Consider the following 16,323-nt stretch of genomic DNA (forward strand, 5'->3'; position numbering starts at 1 on the left):
GTCAATCCGGTTGCGGGGTTTCGGCCAGGGGCAGCCATAGCTCCACGCCGCCATCGCCACTGCGGTCGTCGAAGCGCGGGTCATAGCGCTCGAACGCCGGTGCGTCGGCCAGCGCGATCCGCGCCGCGGGCAGGTAGTGCTCGCGCAGCCAGCGCCAGGTCGAACGGATGGACGACACGTGCCCGGCATGCCAGGCCACCAGGTAGCGCATCGCCGGCAGGTCCACACGCTGCCAGTGGCGGGGCGGTGGCAGCGCCGGGTCCAGCGGCACCGCGGCGATGTAGTCGAATCCGCCGTCGTCGTCGCGGTTCATGCAGACGCCGTAGCTGACTGGCGCCGGGCGCGTCCACTGGCGGCCGAGCTGTTGCCATTGGCCGGGGATTTCGCCGTTGCTGAAGCGGCTATGGCGGCGGCCGATGCCGGCGACCGAGAACGCCGGCAGCGCGGCCCGTCGCAGCGCGATCCCGTCGCCCGCGGCCGCCTCGTCCATCTTCAGCGCATCCACCAGGGCGAGGGACGCCAGCCCGCGGTCGCGCACCTGCATGGGTGTGCTGCCGAACTGGCCGCAGAACGCGCGGGTAAAGGCGGCATGCGTGGAATAGCCGCTGTCCAGGGCGAGCTGCAGCATGTCATCGCCGCCCTGGGCCAGGCGCCGCGCGGCCAGCGTCAACCGCCGGCCACGCAGGTAACGCATCAACGGGGTACCGGTGCGGCCATGGAACACACGGGAAAGATGGAACGGCGACAGCCCCACCGCGGCGGCGATATCCGCCAGCGCCAGCGCGCCATCGTCATGGCATTCGATGTGCCACAACACTTTTGCCGTTGCGTTCATGCTGCGTCCTGCGGGTGAACACGGGCAAGGATAGCGGAGCCGGAAACGCGGCGTTTAGCAGTTCTTGCGGCACGCGGGGGCACTTCCAGCAGGGACGCCAGCATGGGATGACGCGAGCCGCACGCCACCGGCGTGCACGGCATCGAACGCCTTGGCGCGCCGCGCGAAGGCCGGCAATCGCGACGAAGCGACATCGAAGATGGCGCGCCCGGAGGGGTGAGAGGCCGTGCCTGCACGCCACCGGCGTGCGCGGCATCGAACGCCTTGGCGCGCTGCGCGAAGGCCGGCAATCACGACGAAGCGATATCGAAAGATGGCGCGCCCGGAGGGGTGAGAGGCCGCGCCTGCACGCCACCGGCGTGCGCGGCATCGAACGCCTTCGCGCGCCGCGCGAAGGCCGGCAATCGCGACGAAGCGCCATCGAAAGATGGCGCGCCCGGAGGGGTGAGAGGCCGCGCCTGCACGCCACCGGCGTGCGCGGCATCGAACGCCTTGGCGCCCTGCGCGAAGGCCGGCAATCACGACGAAGCGCCATCGAAGATGGCGCGCCCGGAGGGGTGAGAGGCCGCGCCTGCACGCCACTGGCGTGCGCGGCATCGAACGCCTTCGCGCTCTGCGCGAAGGGCGGCAATCACGACGAAGCGCCATCGAAGATGGCGCGCCCGGAGGGATTCGAACCCCCGACCAATGGCTTCGGAAGCCACTACTCTATCCGGCTGAGCTACGGGCGCGTTGTGTGTCGCTGCGGGAGCCAAGTGGCTCCCCACCGTCCGGCGCTGCCGGGCGGACGCGCATTCTAACGGTAAATGCATGCGCAGGTCTGCCCCCATCGCACCCACCCGGGGCAACGGACCGCCGGGCCCGGCTGGTAACCTGTGCGCATGGGTTACGAACGCTACCAACAACAGCCGGCGCCGGTGCCGTCGCGGCTGGCCAGCTACTGGAAACTGATGCGCGCCGACCGCCCGATCGGCACCCTGCTGCTGCTGTGGCCGACGTGGTGGGCGCTGTGGCTGGCGTCCGGTGGCATGCCGGCACCGTGGACGCTGTTCGTGTTCACCGCCGGCGTGTGGCTGACCCGCTCGGCCGGCTGCGTGATCAACGATTACGCCGACCGCTGGCTGGACCCGCACGTCAAGCGCACCAAGGACCGCCCGCTGGCCACCGGCGCGGTGTCCGGGCGCCAGGCGCTGGCGCTGTTCGCCGGGCTGATGCTGGTCGCATTCGCGCTGGTGCTGACCCTCAACGCGTTGACCATCGGGCTGAGTTTCGTCGGCGTGTTCCTGGCCGCCACCTACCCCTACCTCAAGCGTTACACCCACCTGCCGCAGGTCTACCTGGGCATGGCCTTCGGCTGGGGCATCCCCATGGCCTTCGCCGCGGTGCAGGGCGAAGTGCCGCCGCTGGGCTGGGTGCTGTACGCGGCCAACATCCTGTGGTCCACCGCCTACGACACCTGGTATGCGATGGTCGACCGCGACGACGACCTCAAGGTCGGCTCGCACTCCACCGCCATCCTGTTCGGCGACCTGGACCTGGTGATCCAGGGCATCCTCTACGCGCTGTTCTTCGCAGCCATGGCACTGGCCGGCCAGCGTGCCGGGCTGGGCATGGCGTACTGGGCCGGCCTCGGCGTGGCGGTGGCGCTGGTGGCCTGGGAGTTCTGGATCTGCCGCACGCGCGAGCGCCAGGCCTGCTTCCGCGCGTTCCTGCACAACAACTGGGTCGGGGCCGTGCTGTTCGCCGGCATCGTCGCCAGCCAGTACCTGGACTGACCGGGCAGCGGCCCGCCACCGGACGGGCTGCTGCCGTCGCGGCGGTGCCTCAGGCCGCCATCCTGCCAAGCCGGCGCAGGCGGAACGCCGCCACCACCTGCAGCACGCCGTAGACCAGCGCCATCGCGCCGATCCACAGCGACGTGACCATCAGCCCGCTCAGCGGGTTGAGCGCGAACAGCACGCCCAGCACCACCGCCAGCAGGCCGCTGAGGACCAGCAGCCATTCGCCACGGATGTGCTTGCGCACGCGGATGGCGAAGACGATGCGGTAGATGCCGCCGACCACCAGCCACGCCGCCAGGAACAGCAGCAACACGCTCGCCGTGGCCAGCGGGTTGAGGATCGCCAGCACGCCGAAGGCAATGGACACCAGCGCGTAGAACACCGCCCAGCCCCGCGATACCGGCGCCGAACCGGCGATCGCCGCGGCCAGCGCCACCACGCCCTCGACGATCGCCACCACCCCCAGCCACAGCGCCAGCACCGCGGCGGTGCGTACCGGTGCCATCACCGCCAGCACGCCGAAAGCCACCGCGAACAGGCCGAACAGCAGGACCACCCACCAGTGGCGCGACATCGCGCCAAGCAGCGTGTCGGAAGGGAAATTCGGGTTGCCATTCATGTCATCGCTCCTTGCAGTCAGGGAATGCGTTGCAGGACAAGCATAGGCCGGGCGTGTCGCCCTGCCGTGTTCAGGGTACCCGCGCGCACACCCAGGCATCGACCCGCACCACCCCGGCCCGGCGCAGCGCGCGCGCGGCGGCCTGCACGGTGGCACCGGTGGTCATCACGTCGTCGACCAGCGCCACGTGCGCCGGCAGGCGCCCGCGGGCGGCGAAGGCCTGGCGCAGATTGCGCCGGCGCGCGGCCGCATCCAGCGCGGACTGCGGCGGGGTGGCGCGGGTGCGGTGCAGGCCGGCCAGCACGGGCAGCTGCAGCGCGCGGCCCAGCGGCCGCGCCAGCTCCAGCGCCTGGTCGTAGCCGCGCCGGCGCAGGCGCGACAGGTGCAGCGGCACCGGCACCAGCGCCTGCGGCCGCGCCACCGGCGCCAGCCGGGCGTGCATCAGCTGCGCCAGCAGGCGCCCGGCGGCCAGGTCACCATGGAACTTGAAACGCCGCAGCAGCCCGTCCGCCGGCGCCGCGTACAGCAGCGCGGCATGCACCGCCGCCAGCGGCGAACGCGCGCCCTGGCAGGCGCCGCACAGCGCCCCGTCCGGCTCGGTGACCGGCAGTGGCAGGGCGCAGCCACGGCAGGCGCATTCCAGCCAGGGCAGCGCGGCCGCACAGGCGGCGCACAGGTCGCGGCCGGGCGTGCCCGGCTCGCCACAGACCAGGCACAGCGGCGGGAACACCAGCCCGGACAGCGCCGCGCCCACCCTGTAAACCAAAGCGCCGAGTGATTTGTTGACAGCGGACTGCATGCTCACCAGACTGCCCCGCTTCCGTTGCCCGATCTGTCAGGAAACACCGATGCCCGCCGTCATCCGCCACGACTGGAGCCGCGAGGAACTGCTGGCGCTGTTCGACCTGCCGTTCCCCGAACTGCTGTTCCGCGCCGCCAGCGTGCACCGCGAACATTTCGACCCGGCGCAGGTGCAGGTCTCCACCCTGCTGTCGGTCAAAACCGGCGGCTGCCCGGAAGACTGCGCCTACTGCCCGCAGGCGCAGCGCTATGACACCGGGGTGGACGCGCAGAAGCTGATGGACACCGACAGCGTGGTCGCCCGCGCCCGCGCCGCCAGGCAGGCCGGCGCCTCGCGCTTCTGCATGGGCGCGGCCTGGCGTTCGCCCAAGGACCGCGACATCCCCAAGGTGGCGGCGATGATCCGCGAAGTGAAGGCGCTGGGGCTGGAAACCTGCGCCACCCTGGGCATGCTCGAAGGCCACCAGGCGCAGGCGCTCAAGGACGCCGGGCTGGACTACTACAACCACAACCTCGACACCGCGCCGGACTATTACGACTCGATCATCCACACCCGCCAGTACCAGGACCGGCTGGACACGCTCGAACACGTGCGCAACGCCGGGCTGAAGACCTGCTGCGGCGGCATCGTCGGCATGGGCGAGACCCGCGAACACCGCGCCGGCCTGCTGCTGGCGCTGGCCAACCTGCCGGCGCACCCGGACTCGGTGCCGATCAACCGCCTGGTGCAGGTCGCCGGCACGCCGCTGCATGGCAGCGCCGAGCTGGATCCGTTCGAGTTCGTGCGCATGATCGCGGTGGCGCGCATCACCATGCCGCGCTCGATGGTGCGGCTGTCGGCCGGGCGCGAGAGCATGAGCGACGAACTGCAGGCGCTGTGCTTCGCCGCCGGCGCCAACTCCATCTTCTACGGCGAAAAGCTGCTGACCACCGGCAACCCGGACACCGCGCGCGACCAGGCGCTGTTCGCGCGGCTGGGCATTTCGCCGATGCAGGTCAACGTGGATGCCGACGACCACGACCACCCCGGCACCGTGCACCTGGACATCGCCCCGGCCTGCGCGGCGACCGCCTGAACCGGCCGCGGCAGGCAGCGGCGGCGGTGCCCGGCATCGCCGCTTCCCCCACGCCGCGCAGCCTGCCGCCGGGCCGCGCCGCAAGCGGCTGCAGCGGCGACCGGTTACGCTAGCCGCCCACCCGTCCATGAACTGACGCCATGGCCCGCCCCGACCTCCTCGCCCGCCTGCAGGACCAGCGCAAGCTCCGCCAAGCGCAGGGGCGCGTCCGCGTGCGCCGCAGCGTCGGCCGCCGCGACGGCGTGCGCCTGGAAGTCGGCGGCAGGTGGCTCACCGGCTTCTGCAGCAACGATTACCTGGGCCTGTCGCAGCAGTTCGAAGTGGTCGCCGCGCTGCAGGACGCCGCCGGCCGCGAAGGCGCCGGCAGCACCGCCTCGCACCTGGTCTGCGGCCACCACGCGCTGCACGAGCAGCTGGAACGCGAAATGGCCGACTGGCTCGGCTATCCGCGCGCGCTGCTGTTCGACAGCGGCTTCATGGCCAACCTCGCCGTGCAACAGGCACTGCTGTCCGAAGAGAGCGACGTCTGCGTGCAGGACCGCCTCAACCACGCCAGCCTGCTCGACGCCACCCGCCTGGCCGGCTGCCGCCTGCGCCGCTACCCGCACCTGGACAGCGAAGGCGCCATGCGCCAGCTGAAGAACGCTGCCGACGGCGCCGCCATGCTCGCCACCGACGGCGTGTTCAGCATGGACGGCGACATCGCCCCGCTGCGCTCGCTGTCGCTGGTGGCGCGCATGCAGGAGGCGCTGTTCTACGTGGACGACGCGCACGGTATCGGCGTGGTCGGCGAACACGGCCGCGGCTGCGTGGCCGACGCCGGGCTCGGGGTCAACGAAGTACCGCTGCAGCTGGCCACCCTGGGCAAGGCGCTGGGCGGCCACGGCGCGGTGGTGCTGGGCGAGGAAAGCCTGATCCAGCACCTGGCCGAAACCGCGCGCCCGTACATCTACACCACCGCGCTGCCGCCGGCGCAGGCCGCCGCCTCGCTGGCCGCGGTGAAGCTGGCGCGGCGCGACCACTGGCGCCGCGAGAAGCTGGTCGAACTGATCGCCGCGTTCCGCGACGGCGCGCGCCGCAACGGCCTGGAACTGATGCCCTCGGAAACGCCGATCCAGCCGCTGCTGTGCGGCGACGAGGCCACGGTGATGGCGCTGGGCGCGGCATTGGAGCAGTCCGGGTTCATGGTCGGGGCGATCCGCCCGCCCACCGTGCCCGAAGGCAAGGCGCGGCTGCGCATCACCCTGTCGGCGCTGCACACCCTGGAACAGGTCAAGGCGCTGGTCGAAGCCACCGCCCGCGCCCGCGACCTGCTCGCCTACGAGCAGTCGCTGAACACCGCCAGCGCCTGAAGCACACCGTATACGCATGCATATCGACGTCACCGGCAGCGGCCCGGCACTGGTCCTGATCCACGGCTGGGCACTGCACGGCGGCATCTTCGCGCCGCTGGTGCAGCGCCTGTCGCCACACTTCCAGCTGCACGTGGTGGACCTGCCCGGCCACGGCTTCAGCCGCGACGACGACACCCCGCTGCGCCTGCCCTACCTGGTCAACGCCATTGCCGCGGCCACCCCGCCGGCGGTCTGGTGCGGCTGGTCGCTGGGCGGGCTGGTGGCGCTGCACGGCGCGGCCACCCTGCCGCAGGTGCGCGGGCTGGCGATGCTGGCCGCCACACCGCGCTTCGTGCGCGACGCCGACTGGCCCGACGCGGTGGAGCGCAGCGTGTTCGAACAGTTCGGCCAGGACCTGGAACAGGACTACCGCGGCACCCTGGAACGCTTCCTGGCGCTGGACGTGATGGGCTCGCAGCACGCGCGCAGCGAACTGCGCACCCTGCGCGAGGCGCTGGTCGCGCGCGGCGAACCGGCACCGCGCGCACTGCACGAAGGCCTGGCCCTGCTGGACCGCAGCGACCTGCGCGGCGCCCTGCCCGGGCTGCGCGTGCCCGGCCTGTGGATCGGCGGCCAGCGCGACCGGCTGGTGCCCGCCAACGCCATGCACGGCGCCGCGGCGCTGGCCCCGGCCGGGCTGCACACCGCGCACACCATCGACGGCGGCGGCCACGCGCCGTTCCTGGGCCACGCCGACGACGTCGCCGGGCGGCTGCAACGCTTCGTTGCGGCCTGCGCGTGAGCCGCCAGCTGCGCGCATCGCCGATCATGTGCGGCCACGGGACACACCGGGAGTAACACGATGGATCTGGGCATCGCCGGGCGCTGGGCACTGGTCTGCGGCGCCAGCAGGGGGCTGGGGCTGGGCTGCGCGCGTGCGCTGGCCGGCGAAGGCGCCAACGTGGTCATCGTCGCCCGCGGCGCCGACGCGCTGGAAGCGGCCGCGGCGCAACTGCGCGCGCTGCCCGGCGCCGGGCAGATCATCGCCGTCGCCACCGACATCACCACCGCCGCCGGCCGCGCGGCCGCGCTGTCCGCCTGCCCGCAGGTGGACATCCTGGTCACCAACGCCGGCGGCCCGCCGCCGGGCGACTTCCGCGACTGGGAGCGCGAACAGTGGCTGGCCGCGCTGGACGCCAACATGCTGACCCCGATCGAGCTGATCCGCGCCACCGTCGACGGCATGGCCGCGCGCGGCTTCGGCCGCGTGGTCAACATCACCTCCAGCGCGGTAAAGGCGCCGATCGACATCCTCGGCCTGTCCAACGGCGCGCGCTCGGGGCTCACCGGCTTCGTCGCCGGCGTCGCCCGCACCCACCTGGCGCGCAACGTCACCCTCAACAACCTGCTGCCCGGCGCGTTCGACACCGACCGCCTGCGCGGCACCCTGGACGCCAGCGCGCGCCGCCAGCAGCTGCCGCTGGACGAGGTGGCCGCGCGCCGCCGCGCCGGCATTCCCGCCGGCCGCTTCGGCACGCCGGACGAATTCGGCGCCGCCTGCGCCTTCCTGTGCAGCGTGCACGCCGGTTACATCACCGGGCAGAACCTGCTGATCGACGGCGGCGCCTACCCCGGTACCTTCTGACCCCGTAGCAACCACGTATTCCCATGCCTGCCCTGTTCGACTCCAAGCACGTCCGCCGCGCCTTCTCGCGCGCCGCCACCAGCTACCACGCCGCCGCCGTGCTGCAGCAGGAGGTCGGCAAACGCCTGCTGGAATCGCTGGATTACCTGGAAGCGCGGCAGCCGCAGGTGGTGCTGGACGTGGGCAGCGGCCCGGCGCATGCCACCGCGGCGATGAAAAAACGCTGGCCCAAGGCGCAGGTGATCGCGCTGGACCTGGCCCTGCCGATGCTGGCCGAGGCCAGGAAGCAGGCCGGCTGGTGGCGCCCGTTTTCGCGCGTGTGCGCCGACGCGCGGGCGCTGCCGCTGGCCGACAACAGCGTGGACGTGATCTTCAGCAACCTGTGCCTGCAGTGGGTGGAAGACCTGCCGTCGGTGTTCGCCGGCTTCCGCCGCGTGCTCAAGCCCGGCGGCCTGCTGGTGTGCTCCACCTTCGGCCCGGAGACGCTGGTGGAACTGCGCGAGGCGTTCGCCCAGGCCGACGACACCCCGCACGTGAGCCGCTTCGTGCAGATCGCGCAGTTCGGCGACGCGCTGATGATGGCCGGCTTCCGCGACCCGGTGCTGGACCGCGACCTGTTCACCCTCACCTACGACGACCTGCCGGCGCTGATGCGCGAGCTCAAGGCCATCGGCGCCACCAACGCGCTGAGCGGGCGCCGCCACACCCTCACCGGGCGCAGCCGCTTCAACGCCGCGCAGGCGGCCTACGAACCGCTGCGCCGCGCCGACGGCAAGCTGCCCAGCAGTTGGGAAGTCATCTACGCCCACGCCTGGGCGCCGGAACCGGGCGCGCCGATCCGCGAACACGGCCACGACGTCGCCGCGGTGCCGCTGTCGGCCATTCCGATCCGGCGCCGGCCGCAGAACCCGTAGCCGCGGGGCCTGCCGCGCACGCCGCCACGGCCGGGAAGCGTGCGCGGCGCAGGCGCCGCGCTGCGTTCAACCGCCGACCTGGGCGATCCAGTCCTGCAGGTTGTAGTAATTGCTGACCCGCGCGATGCGCCCGCCGCGGATATCAAAGAACGCGCCGCCCGGCAGCACGTAGCGCTGGCCGTTGGCCGGCGGCAGGCCTTCGTCGGTGTGGTGGTACTCGCCATGCACCACGTACTCGGCCGCGGCGCGGGTGCCGTCGGCGCTGGCCATCACCACCACCTCGCGCAGCTGCTCGCGGTAGCTGGCCTCCATGCGCCGCAGGAACGCGGCGAACGCCTCGCGGCCGCTTTCGCGCGCGCCCTGGTTGAGGTCATGCGCCACATCGTCGCCCAGCCGCTCCAGCATGCCGGCCCAGTCGCCGCGGTTGAAGGCATCGTAGTAACCGCGCACTAGGTCGATGGCCTGTTGCTGCGCGGGGGAAAGGTCGTGGCTCATGGGGTTCTCGCGGAAGGAACGGCGGCGCTCAGGCGCCGCGGGCGAACAGGTCGCGGTGGAAGAAATAGATTTCCTGCGCCAGGAAGCGCCAGCTGGTGTGGAAGCTGCGGAAGCGCGTGCTCGGCGTGGACGAGGCCAGCGCGTCGATGCCCAGCTCCTGGGACAGGCGCAGCGCGCGCGCCATGTGCAGCGGGTCGCTGACCAGGATGGCGCGGCGCATGCCGTGCGCGTCCATCAGCCGCTTGGCCTCGACCAGGTTCTGGCGGGTGGTGCGCGACTGGCTTTCGATCAGGATGTCCTTGGCCGGAATCTGCTGTTTCAGCGCGTAGCGGCGCGCCACCTGCGATTCGGAAAAACGCGCGCCGGCGCCACCGAAACCGCCGGTGAAGATCAGCTTCGGCGCGAACCCCTGGCGGTACAGGTCCAGGCCGTGGCGGATGCGCTCCTCGAACACCGGCGACGGCTTGGCGTCGTAGGCCGCCGCGCCCAGCACGATGATCGCGTCGGCCGGCGCGGCCTGGTCGCGGTCGCCCACCCAGATGATCCAGGCCGCCACGCCCAGCAGCCACAGCAGCAGCAGCACGCACAGGCGCCACAGCCAGTCGAACAGACGCGCGCGCCGGCGGCTCATGCGCCCCTCCACGGCAGCGCGTCCAGGTCGACGTTGCCGCCGGACAACACCAGGCCCACGTTGCGCCCGGCAAAGCGCTGCGGCTGCGCCAGCACCGCCGCCAGCACCGTCGCCGAGGACGGCTCCAGCACCTGCTTGAGCACCTGCCACAGCAGCCGCATCGCCGCCACGGTGGCGTCGTCGTCCACGGTCACGACCGTGGCGTTGCCGTGCAGCAGCGCGAAATTGGGTTCGCCCAGCGCGCCGCGCAGGCCGTCGCAGACGGTATCGGGCACAAAATCCACCTGCCGCCGGCCGGCCTCCAGCGACCGCGCGGTGTCCGCCGCCCCGGCCGGCTCGGCCAGCACCAGCTCGCAGCCCGGCGCCGCCTGCTGCAGCGCCAGCAGGGTGCCGCAGGCCAGCCCGCCACCGCCGACCGGCACCACCACCACGTCCAGCGCGGTGCCGGCCTGGCGCAGCAGTTCCAGCGCCGCCGTGCCCTGGCCGGCAATCACCTGCGCGTCGGCATACGGGTGCACCAGCACCGCGCCGGTGTCGCGCTGCACCCGCGCGCACTCGGCCTCGCGCGCGGCCTGGGTGGGCGCGCAGCGCCACAGGGTGGCGCCATGGCGGGCGATGTTGGCCAGCTTGGCCGCCACCGCGCCCTCGGGCACCACCACGTGGCAGGGAATGCCGCGCGAACGCGCCGCCAGCGCCAGCGCCGCGCCGTGGTTGCCGGACGAATGCGTCACCACGCCCTGCTGCGCGGTGTCCGCATCCAGCGCCCACACCGCGTTGCAGGCACCGCGGAACTTGAAAGCGCCGCCGCGCTGCAGGTGCTCGGCCTTGAAATGCAGGCGGGCGCCGGCCAGCGCATCCAGTTCGCGCGACCGCAGCACCGGGGTGACCGTGGCGTGGGCCGCGATGCGGGCCGCGGCGGCCAGCACGTCGGCCGGCCCTGGCAGGGTGAGTTCAACCATGGGGAAAGGTTAACGTAGGCCCCCGGTGCCGGACCATCTCATGCCATCACTGCACCTGCGTTCAGCCCTGCCGGCAGGGTTAAGGACCGATTCAATGCGCGGGCCCGAAGCTGGCCGCGCACCCAACGGGGGACTGTCATGAAAAAGCGCCTGATCCTTTCGGCCGGCCTGCTGCTCGGCCTGTCCGGCTGCGCCACCTACGACTACGTCGACGGCGGCGCGGGCGGCTATTACCGCGGCGCGACGTCGGTGCAGCGCACCTACCCGTACGGCTATCCCTACGGCGCCTATGGCTACGGCCCTTACGGCTATGGCAGCTACGGCTATTACGACTACCGCTACCCGTACCCGGTGTACCGCCCGCCGTACCGGCCGCGACCGCCGCACGGCCATGACGGTGGCCACCGCCCGCCGCCGGGGCATGGCAACGGCGATGGCGGCCACCGCCCGCCGCGGCCCGGTGATGGCGACGGACGCCCGCCGCGCCCCCGCCCGCCGGTGGACGGCGGCGGCAAATCGCCCTGGCGCGACATGGACCGCCTGCAGCGCCCGCAACCGCGCCCGCAGGCGCAGGTGCCGCGGGCCATGCCCTCGCCCCAGGCCAACGGCGCACCCCGGCCGATGATGCACCGCCCCGCGCCACCCCGACCGCCGTCACAGTCCCGGCGCATGGAATCGGCACAGCAGCAGGAACCCTGAAACCGCTTGCATTTGTTGAAAAACCAGGCAATCTTGTCGGGCCGAGTGACCGAAAGCGTCCATAACTGACGCGAACCGGCTTTCACACTCGACCGCTTCCATGTCGATGTCCGCACAGGAAATCTGGATCCCCCCTGTTCCGGCCCTGTCGGGCATCGGCGCCTACACATGACAAGCCCCGGCCATGCCGGGGCTTTGTCTTTTGTGGCTTCAGCGCATCGCGGCATGCGCCCGCCGTCACCGCGCGGCGGCAACCAGCGGCACCAGCGCCGGGCACCACCGCAACCTGCGGGCGGCAACGCAGGGCGCCGCCTCGCGGCCGGGCCGCCGGCCGCGCACGCCGTGCAGGCCCTGGAAAGAACAAGGGCCGGCAGTCCCCCGACTGCCGGCCCCATGCTTCCCCGGTATGCGCTTCGGCTGGCCCCTGTTCCAATTCCAGCCACTGCGCCCATGTCGCATGCCACACCGGGTGCAATGACGTTAACTGCAGTTTGCGTGCCAACTTTAGGCCGCCGCCGGTACCCGCCGGGCATTGGCGGTAAAATCACCAGCCCGCCGCCGCGGCCGCAACCCGGCCCCCGGCGATGGATTTCACATTTCAGGCACACCGCTTCCCATGACCGACTCCTTCCATCGTTACGACGTCATCGTCATCGGCGGCGGCCACGCCGGCACCGAGGCCGCCCTGGCCGCGGCGCGCGGCGGCGCCCGCACCCTGCTGCTGACCCACAACGTGGAAACCGTGGGCGCGATGAGCTGCAACCCGGCCATCGGCGGCATCGGCAAGGGCCACCTGGTCAAGGAGATCGACGCGCTGGGCGGGGCCATGGCCCATGCCGCCGACCTGGCCGGCATCCAATGGCGCACGCTCAACGCGTCCAAGGGCCCGGCGGTGCGCGCCACCCGCTGCCAGGCCGACCGCAACCTGTACCGCATGGCGATCCGCCGCATCGTCGAATCGCAGCCCAACCTGAGCGTGTTCCAGGCCGCGGTGGACGACCTCATCATCGAAGGCGACGCCGTGCGCGGCGCCATCACCCAGACCGGGCTGGCCTTCCATGCGCCGGCCGTGGTGCTCACCGCCGGCACCTTCCTGGCCGGCAAGATCCACATCGGCGAAACCCAGTACACCGCCGGGCGCATGGGCGACCCGCCGGCCACCACCCTGGCCGCGCGCCTGCGCGAGCGCCCGTTCGTGATCGACCGGCTCAAGACCGGCACCCCGCCGCGCATCGACGGCCGTTCGCTCGACTACAGCGTCATGGAAGAACAGCCCGGCGACGACCCGCTGCCGGTGATGTCCTACCTGGGCCACGTGGCCGAACACCCGCGCCAGGTGAGCTGCTGGATCACCCACACCAGCGAACGCACCCACGAGGTGATCCGCAACGCGCTGCACCGCTCGCCGCTGTACAGCGGCCAGATCGAAGGCATCGGCCCGCGCTACTGCCCGTCCATCGAGGACAAGGTGGTGCGCTTCGCCGAAAAGGACAGCCACCAGATCTTCGTCGAACCCGAAGGCCTGGACGTGGTGGAGATCTACCCCAACGGCATTTCCACCTCGCTGCCGTTCGACGTGCAGCTGGAACTGGTGCGCAGCATCCGCGGCTTCGAGCACGCGCACATCACCCGCCCCGGCTACGCCATCGAATACGACTTCTTCGACCCGCGCGGGCTCAAGAACACGCTGGAAACCCGCCAGGTGGCCGGCCTGTTCTTCGCCGGCCAGATCAACGGCACCACCGGCTACGAGGAAGCCGGCGCGCAGGGCCTGCTGGCCGGCATCAACGCCGCGCGGTTCGTGCAGGGCCGCGAAGGCTGGTGCCCGCGCCGCGACGAGGCCTACATCGGCGTGCTGGTGGACGACCTGATCACCCACGGCACCAGCGAGCCCTACCGCATGTTCACCAGCCGCGCCGAATACCGGCTGCAGCTGCGCGAGGACAACGCCGACGCGCGCCTGACCCCCACCGGCCGCGAGCTGGGCCTGGTCGACGACCGCCGCTGGCGTGCCTTCGAAACCAAACAGGCCGCCGTGGCCAGCGAAAGCGCGCGCCTGCGCGGCCTGTGGGCCACCCCCGCCAACGCGCTGGGCCGCGAAGTGCAGGAAACCACCGGCGTGGCGGTGAGCCGCGAAACCAACGTGCTCGACCTGATCAAACGCCCGGAACTGGACTACGCCAAGCTCATGCAGGTGCCCTCGCTCGGCCCCGGCGTGGACGATGCGCGCGTGGCCGAACAGGTGGAAATCAGCGTCAAGTACGCCGGCTACCTGGACCGCCAGCGCGAAGAGATCGAACGCCAGCAGCGCCACGAGAACACCGCCATTGCCGAAGGCTTCGACTTCGCCGCCGTGCGCGGCCTCTCCGCCGAAGTGCTGCAGAAACTCGAACGCGTGCGCCCGCAGACCATCGGCCAGGCCCAGCGCATTCCCGGCATGACCCCGGCCGCGATCTCGCTGCTGCTGGTGCACCTGGAGCGGGCGCGGCGCGGGAAGGTGGCGTGAGTGCACTCACGATGCAGGACGTTGTTCGAGCAGAAGACTTTTAATCTCCTGCGCAACGCCTTCGCGTCATGCACCTGACTGCGTTACCCAAGAAGAAGCCCGCGCAAGCGGGCTTCTTCTTTTCATGACTGCGGAAAGCGCGCCGCGGCGGCCATCAACCGTTGAACAACCGCAGCGCGGCGCCGCTCAGTCGTCGTTCGTGCTGCGGCTGATCAACAACAACCCGTTCCCCACCGTCACCTGCAACGCATCGCCCACGGCAAAGCCGCAACGTTCCAGCCAACGGCCGGACAGGCGCAGCTTGGGCACGGCCCGGCCCACGACCTGCTGGCCCCGGCGCTCGTCGTAATACAGGTAACCCATCGTGCAGCGCCTGGGCATGCGCGCCCAGCCGCTGGAAGCGGACGGCATGGGCAACGGGGGCGAGAACGACTCCGGGACCGGCGCGGAATCGATCATCCGCGGCGTGGGTGCCTCGTGCCCGGATGGGCTGCGGTTGGACGCAAGGGTGGAAACGCGCGTGATTTTCTTGGAACGGCTCATCTCGGACTCCTTGTGCGATAGGGAATCCTTGTGTTTTCGAGCTGCCAAACTCGGCTGCGGATTTTCTCTCCGCAACGTATTGATGATGCTATCTGGTCTTCGAGACCGTCAATCAGACTTGTCCGCTATCGGCCAAAAGCGAACATACTCGCCCGCGCTACAACTCGAACAGTAGTTAGCGCACTATTGCTTGCGGATCGACCCGAAGTCCTGTCCCGCCGTGTATGGGTTCAGAGGCCCGGATCGGACAGATGCGCCAGGCCCGAGTGGACAGCGCATCGCAGGTCACATGGCAGCAAGAGTACCGGTTCCAGCAAATTTCTAATCTCTACTTTACGCAGCGTCTTGAGAGGACGGGAATAGTTCACCCACCGCGCCCAAGGCTAGTCGCGGGCTTTGAGACCACACGGCAACACCATCTTCCCGCAGGTCTCATCTGCTACCCTGCGACCCATGGAACGAGGGGAGGATACCGATGGAAATCGTCCGAGCGGCCGTGCACTACGTCACGAAGACGATGCACAGCGATGAGGTCGAAGTGGCGCCGGCCGACACACTACTTGAACAGTCTCCCCAACTAGTCGCCCTAGTGAGGGAAATTCTCGAGACCTACAACGCCCGATGTGCTCAGCAGGCGGGCGTATTCCAAGGAGACGAGGTCAACTATCCGTTTGCGGCGCTATTCCGGGCCTACCAAGAAGTCGGCTCGGACTTCTTGACCGCTACCGTTACTGCGACGAACCGGCTGGCGATTCTCATGCGCCGCCAACTCCTTTCCACCGGCGGTCACATTCTCTTTGTCCACTACACGCGTGCCGGTGAAAACTTCCTCCTAGTGGTAAAACTGAACAGCACCAAGGGGAGCATGTTTGAGGGGTTGGCGCGTGTCGCAGACGCGATCCACTTGAACGTTCACACGTTGCAGGTGGCGGCTCGAATCAACCTGACGTCGTGGTTAGCCGACCTGCCCGATGTTCGGTACTTGACGTTCGTGTGTAAGCGCGAACTGGGCCATCCATCAACTTATTTTCGTGACTTCATCGGCTGCGACATGATGGCGGACTCCAAGGTCGAGTCTGGAAAATTGGCTGCTGTGGTCGACGAGTTCTGCAAGCAGAGCATCGCGACCCAATTGATTTCGGCCGACGATGCGGTCGCTGTCATGCGCCGCGTGTTCGACTACGCGATCGGGCAAACCAAGGCTCGCGAACCAATAAGTCTTCAGGCGGTGGCTGCGGTCGTGACCCCAGATAACGCCGAAGTGTTCATGGAGTACTTGAATAATCATCCTAATCGGCCAACCGACGAATTTATTGCAGATCGCGGCTCGCTTCGGAAACTTGCGGACTACGTGTTCAGCAGCAAGGAACTCAAGATCTCCATGTCACATCAGTTTAAGACTGATCATCGCGTTCGGGTCGAGAACAACAATCTGATCATTGAAAACCCTCCCGTCGAACTGGTAGAGACTTTGGCCAACTAGCC

General features: G+C 70.1%; 16 protein-coding genes and 1 tRNA gene. 9 read left to right on the forward strand and 8 right to left on the reverse strand.

Annotated features, from left to right (window positions below; all coding sequences use genetic code 11):
* Position 1: 1 nt before the first annotated feature.
* Positions 2 to 835 carry an AraC family transcriptional regulator gene (locus AC06E6_RS11760; RefSeq protein ID WP_240213132.1) on the reverse strand — a complete coding sequence of 278 codons (834 nt, stop codon included), beginning with the start codon at positions 833 to 835 and terminating at the stop codon, positions 2 to 4.
* A 654-nt stretch (positions 836 to 1,489) separates the two neighbouring features.
* A tRNA-Arg gene (locus AC06E6_RS11765) sits at positions 1,490 to 1,566 on the reverse strand.
* Positions 1,567 to 1,716: 150 nt separating this feature from the next.
* Between AC06E6_RS11765 and ubiA the strand changes: the two genes are divergently transcribed.
* Positions 1,717 to 2,610, forward strand: coding sequence for a 4-hydroxybenzoate octaprenyltransferase (ubiA, locus tag AC06E6_RS11770; protein ID WP_240213133.1), 894 nt, complete (start codon positions 1,717 to 1,719; stop codon positions 2,608 to 2,610).
* Between the two features lie 49 nt (positions 2,611 to 2,659).
* On the opposite strand, the gene AC06E6_RS11775 is transcribed toward ubiA, so the two are convergent.
* Both AC06E6_RS11775 and AC06E6_RS11780 read right to left on the reverse strand, forming a co-directional pair.
* Positions 2,660 to 3,235 (reverse strand): HdeD family acid-resistance protein, encoded by a 576-nt coding sequence (locus AC06E6_RS11775; RefSeq protein WP_240213134.1) that lies wholly within the window; start codon positions 3,233 to 3,235, stop codon positions 2,660 to 2,662.
* A 70-nt stretch (positions 3,236 to 3,305) separates the two neighbouring features.
* Positions 3,306 to 4,034 carry a ComF family protein gene (locus tag AC06E6_RS11780; RefSeq protein WP_478061444.1) on the reverse strand — a complete coding sequence of 243 codons (729 nt, stop codon included), beginning with the start codon at positions 4,032 to 4,034 and terminating at the stop codon, positions 3,306 to 3,308.
* Positions 4,035 to 4,083: 49 nt separating this feature from the next.
* Here AC06E6_RS11780 and bioB point away from each other — a divergent pair, with 49 nt between their 5' ends.
* The 5 genes from bioB (at position 4,084) to bioC (ending at position 9,005) form a co-directional block, all read left to right on the forward strand.
* Positions 4,084 to 5,112, forward strand: coding sequence for a biotin synthase BioB (bioB, locus tag AC06E6_RS11785; protein WP_104937730.1), 1,029 nt, complete (start codon positions 4,084 to 4,086; stop codon positions 5,110 to 5,112).
* A gap of 140 nt (positions 5,113 to 5,252) precedes the next feature.
* Positions 5,253 to 6,464 carry an 8-amino-7-oxononanoate synthase gene (bioF, locus tag AC06E6_RS11790; RefSeq protein WP_409476161.1) on the forward strand — a complete coding sequence of 404 codons (1,212 nt, stop codon included), beginning with the start codon at positions 5,253 to 5,255 and terminating at the stop codon, positions 6,462 to 6,464.
* Positions 6,465 to 6,480: 16 nt separating this feature from the next.
* A complete protein-coding gene (gene bioH, locus AC06E6_RS11795) occupies positions 6,481 to 7,248 on the forward strand; it encodes a pimeloyl-ACP methyl ester esterase BioH (protein WP_161615630.1) in 768 nt (255 codons plus the stop codon).
* Positions 7,249 to 7,308: 60 nt separating this feature from the next.
* Complete coding sequence (locus AC06E6_RS11800) at positions 7,309 to 8,091, forward strand: SDR family oxidoreductase (protein ID WP_478061446.1); 783 nt, start codon at positions 7,309 to 7,311, stop codon at positions 8,089 to 8,091.
* Positions 8,092 to 8,114: 23 nt separating this feature from the next.
* Positions 8,115 to 9,005: a malonyl-ACP O-methyltransferase BioC gene (gene bioC / locus AC06E6_RS11805; protein ID WP_312348508.1), complete on the forward strand. Its 891-nt coding sequence runs from the start codon at positions 8,115 to 8,117 to the stop codon at positions 9,003 to 9,005.
* A gap of 66 nt (positions 9,006 to 9,071) precedes the next feature.
* On the opposite strand, the gene AC06E6_RS11810 is transcribed toward bioC, so the two are convergent.
* From AC06E6_RS11810 to AC06E6_RS11820, 3 genes are read right to left on the reverse strand one after another with little or no spacing between them, the layout of a single operon-like run.
* Entirely contained in the window at positions 9,072 to 9,500 is a 429-nt protein-coding gene (locus tag AC06E6_RS11810; protein ID WP_312348511.1) for a ketosteroid isomerase-related protein, read from the reverse strand.
* A gap of 28 nt (positions 9,501 to 9,528) precedes the next feature.
* A complete protein-coding gene (locus tag AC06E6_RS11815) occupies positions 9,529 to 10,131 on the reverse strand; it encodes a YdcF family protein (protein WP_104937725.1) in 603 nt (200 codons plus the stop codon).
* Entirely contained in the window at positions 10,128 to 11,090 is a 963-nt protein-coding gene (locus AC06E6_RS11820; protein WP_478061448.1) for a pyridoxal-phosphate dependent enzyme, read from the reverse strand. Before AC06E6_RS11820 ends, AC06E6_RS11815 begins: the two co-directional genes overlap by 4 nt.
* A 138-nt stretch (positions 11,091 to 11,228) precedes the next feature.
* On the opposite strand from AC06E6_RS11820, the gene AC06E6_RS11825 reads away from it, so the two are divergent.
* Together AC06E6_RS11825 and mnmG are read left to right on the forward strand one after the other, a co-directional pair.
* On the forward strand, positions 11,229 to 11,789 hold the full coding sequence (locus AC06E6_RS11825) for a hypothetical protein (RefSeq protein WP_240213140.1): 561 nt from the start codon (positions 11,229 to 11,231) through the stop codon (positions 11,787 to 11,789).
* 616 nt (positions 11,790 to 12,405) lie between these two features.
* A complete protein-coding gene (mnmG, locus tag AC06E6_RS11830; RefSeq protein ID WP_478061450.1) occupies positions 12,406 to 14,295 on the forward strand; it encodes a tRNA uridine-5-carboxymethylaminomethyl(34) synthesis enzyme MnmG in 1,890 nt (629 codons plus the stop codon).
* A 186-nt stretch (positions 14,296 to 14,481) separates the two neighbouring features.
* Here mnmG and AC06E6_RS11835 read toward each other — a convergent pair whose 3' ends face one another.
* Positions 14,482 to 14,838, reverse strand: a complete 357-nt coding sequence (locus tag AC06E6_RS11835) for a SymE family type I addiction module toxin (protein WP_478061451.1) — start codon at positions 14,836 to 14,838, stop codon at positions 14,482 to 14,484.
* Positions 14,839 to 15,313: 475 nt separating this feature from the next.
* Here AC06E6_RS11835 and AC06E6_RS11840 point away from each other — a divergent pair, with 475 nt between their 5' ends.
* Positions 15,314 to 16,321, forward strand: a complete 1,008-nt coding sequence (locus tag AC06E6_RS11840; protein ID WP_478061453.1) for a nucleoid-associated protein — start codon at positions 15,314 to 15,316, stop codon at positions 16,319 to 16,321.
* Positions 16,322 to 16,323 lie beyond the last annotated feature (2 nt).

This window comes from Stenotrophomonas sp. Steno-Z10-HUANG (assembly GCF_056393075.1).

Bases quoted from the DNA above. Each gene is read 5' to 3' on its own strand.
- AC06E6_RS11815 (WP_104937725.1), bottom strand. From the start codon at position 10,131: ATGAGCCGCCGGCGCGCGCGTCTGTTCGACTGGCTGTGGCGCCTGTGC.
- AC06E6_RS11825 (WP_240213140.1), top strand. From the start codon at position 11,229: ATGAAAAAGCGCCTGATCCTTTCGGCCGGCCTGCTGCTCGGCCTGTCC.
- bioH (WP_161615630.1), top strand. From the start codon at position 6,481: ATGCATATCGACGTCACCGGCAGCGGCCCGGCACTGGTCCTGATCCAC.
- AC06E6_RS11820 (WP_478061448.1), bottom strand. From the start codon at position 11,090: ATGGTTGAACTCACCCTGCCAGGGCCGGCCGACGTGCTGGCCGCCGCG.
- bioB (WP_104937730.1), top strand. From the start codon at position 4,084: ATGCCCGCCGTCATCCGCCACGACTGGAGCCGCGAGGAACTGCTGGCG.
- AC06E6_RS11810 (WP_312348511.1), bottom strand. From the start codon at position 9,500: ATGAGCCACGACCTTTCCCCCGCGCAGCAACAGGCCATCGACCTAGTG.
- AC06E6_RS11780 (WP_478061444.1), bottom strand. From the start codon at position 4,034: ATGCAGTCCGCTGTCAACAAATCACTCGGCGCTTTGGTTTACAGGGTG.
- AC06E6_RS11835 (WP_478061451.1), bottom strand. From the start codon at position 14,838: ATGAGCCGTTCCAAGAAAATCACGCGCGTTTCCACCCTTGCGTCCAAC.
- AC06E6_RS11775 (WP_240213134.1), bottom strand. From the start codon at position 3,235: ATGAATGGCAACCCGAATTTCCCTTCCGACACGCTGCTTGGCGCGATG.
- AC06E6_RS11800 (WP_478061446.1), top strand. From the start codon at position 7,309: ATGGATCTGGGCATCGCCGGGCGCTGGGCACTGGTCTGCGGCGCCAGC.
- mnmG (WP_478061450.1), top strand. From the start codon at position 12,406: ATGACCGACTCCTTCCATCGTTACGACGTCATCGTCATCGGCGGCGGC.
- bioF (WP_409476161.1), top strand. From the start codon at position 5,253: ATGGCCCGCCCCGACCTCCTCGCCCGCCTGCAGGACCAGCGCAAGCTC.
- bioC (WP_312348508.1), top strand. From the start codon at position 8,115: ATGCCTGCCCTGTTCGACTCCAAGCACGTCCGCCGCGCCTTCTCGCGC.
- AC06E6_RS11840 (WP_478061453.1), top strand. From the start codon at position 15,314: ATGGAAATCGTCCGAGCGGCCGTGCACTACGTCACGAAGACGATGCAC.
- ubiA (WP_240213133.1), top strand. From the start codon at position 1,717: ATGGGTTACGAACGCTACCAACAACAGCCGGCGCCGGTGCCGTCGCGG.
- AC06E6_RS11760 (WP_240213132.1), bottom strand. From the start codon at position 835: ATGAACGCAACGGCAAAAGTGTTGTGGCACATCGAATGCCATGACGAT.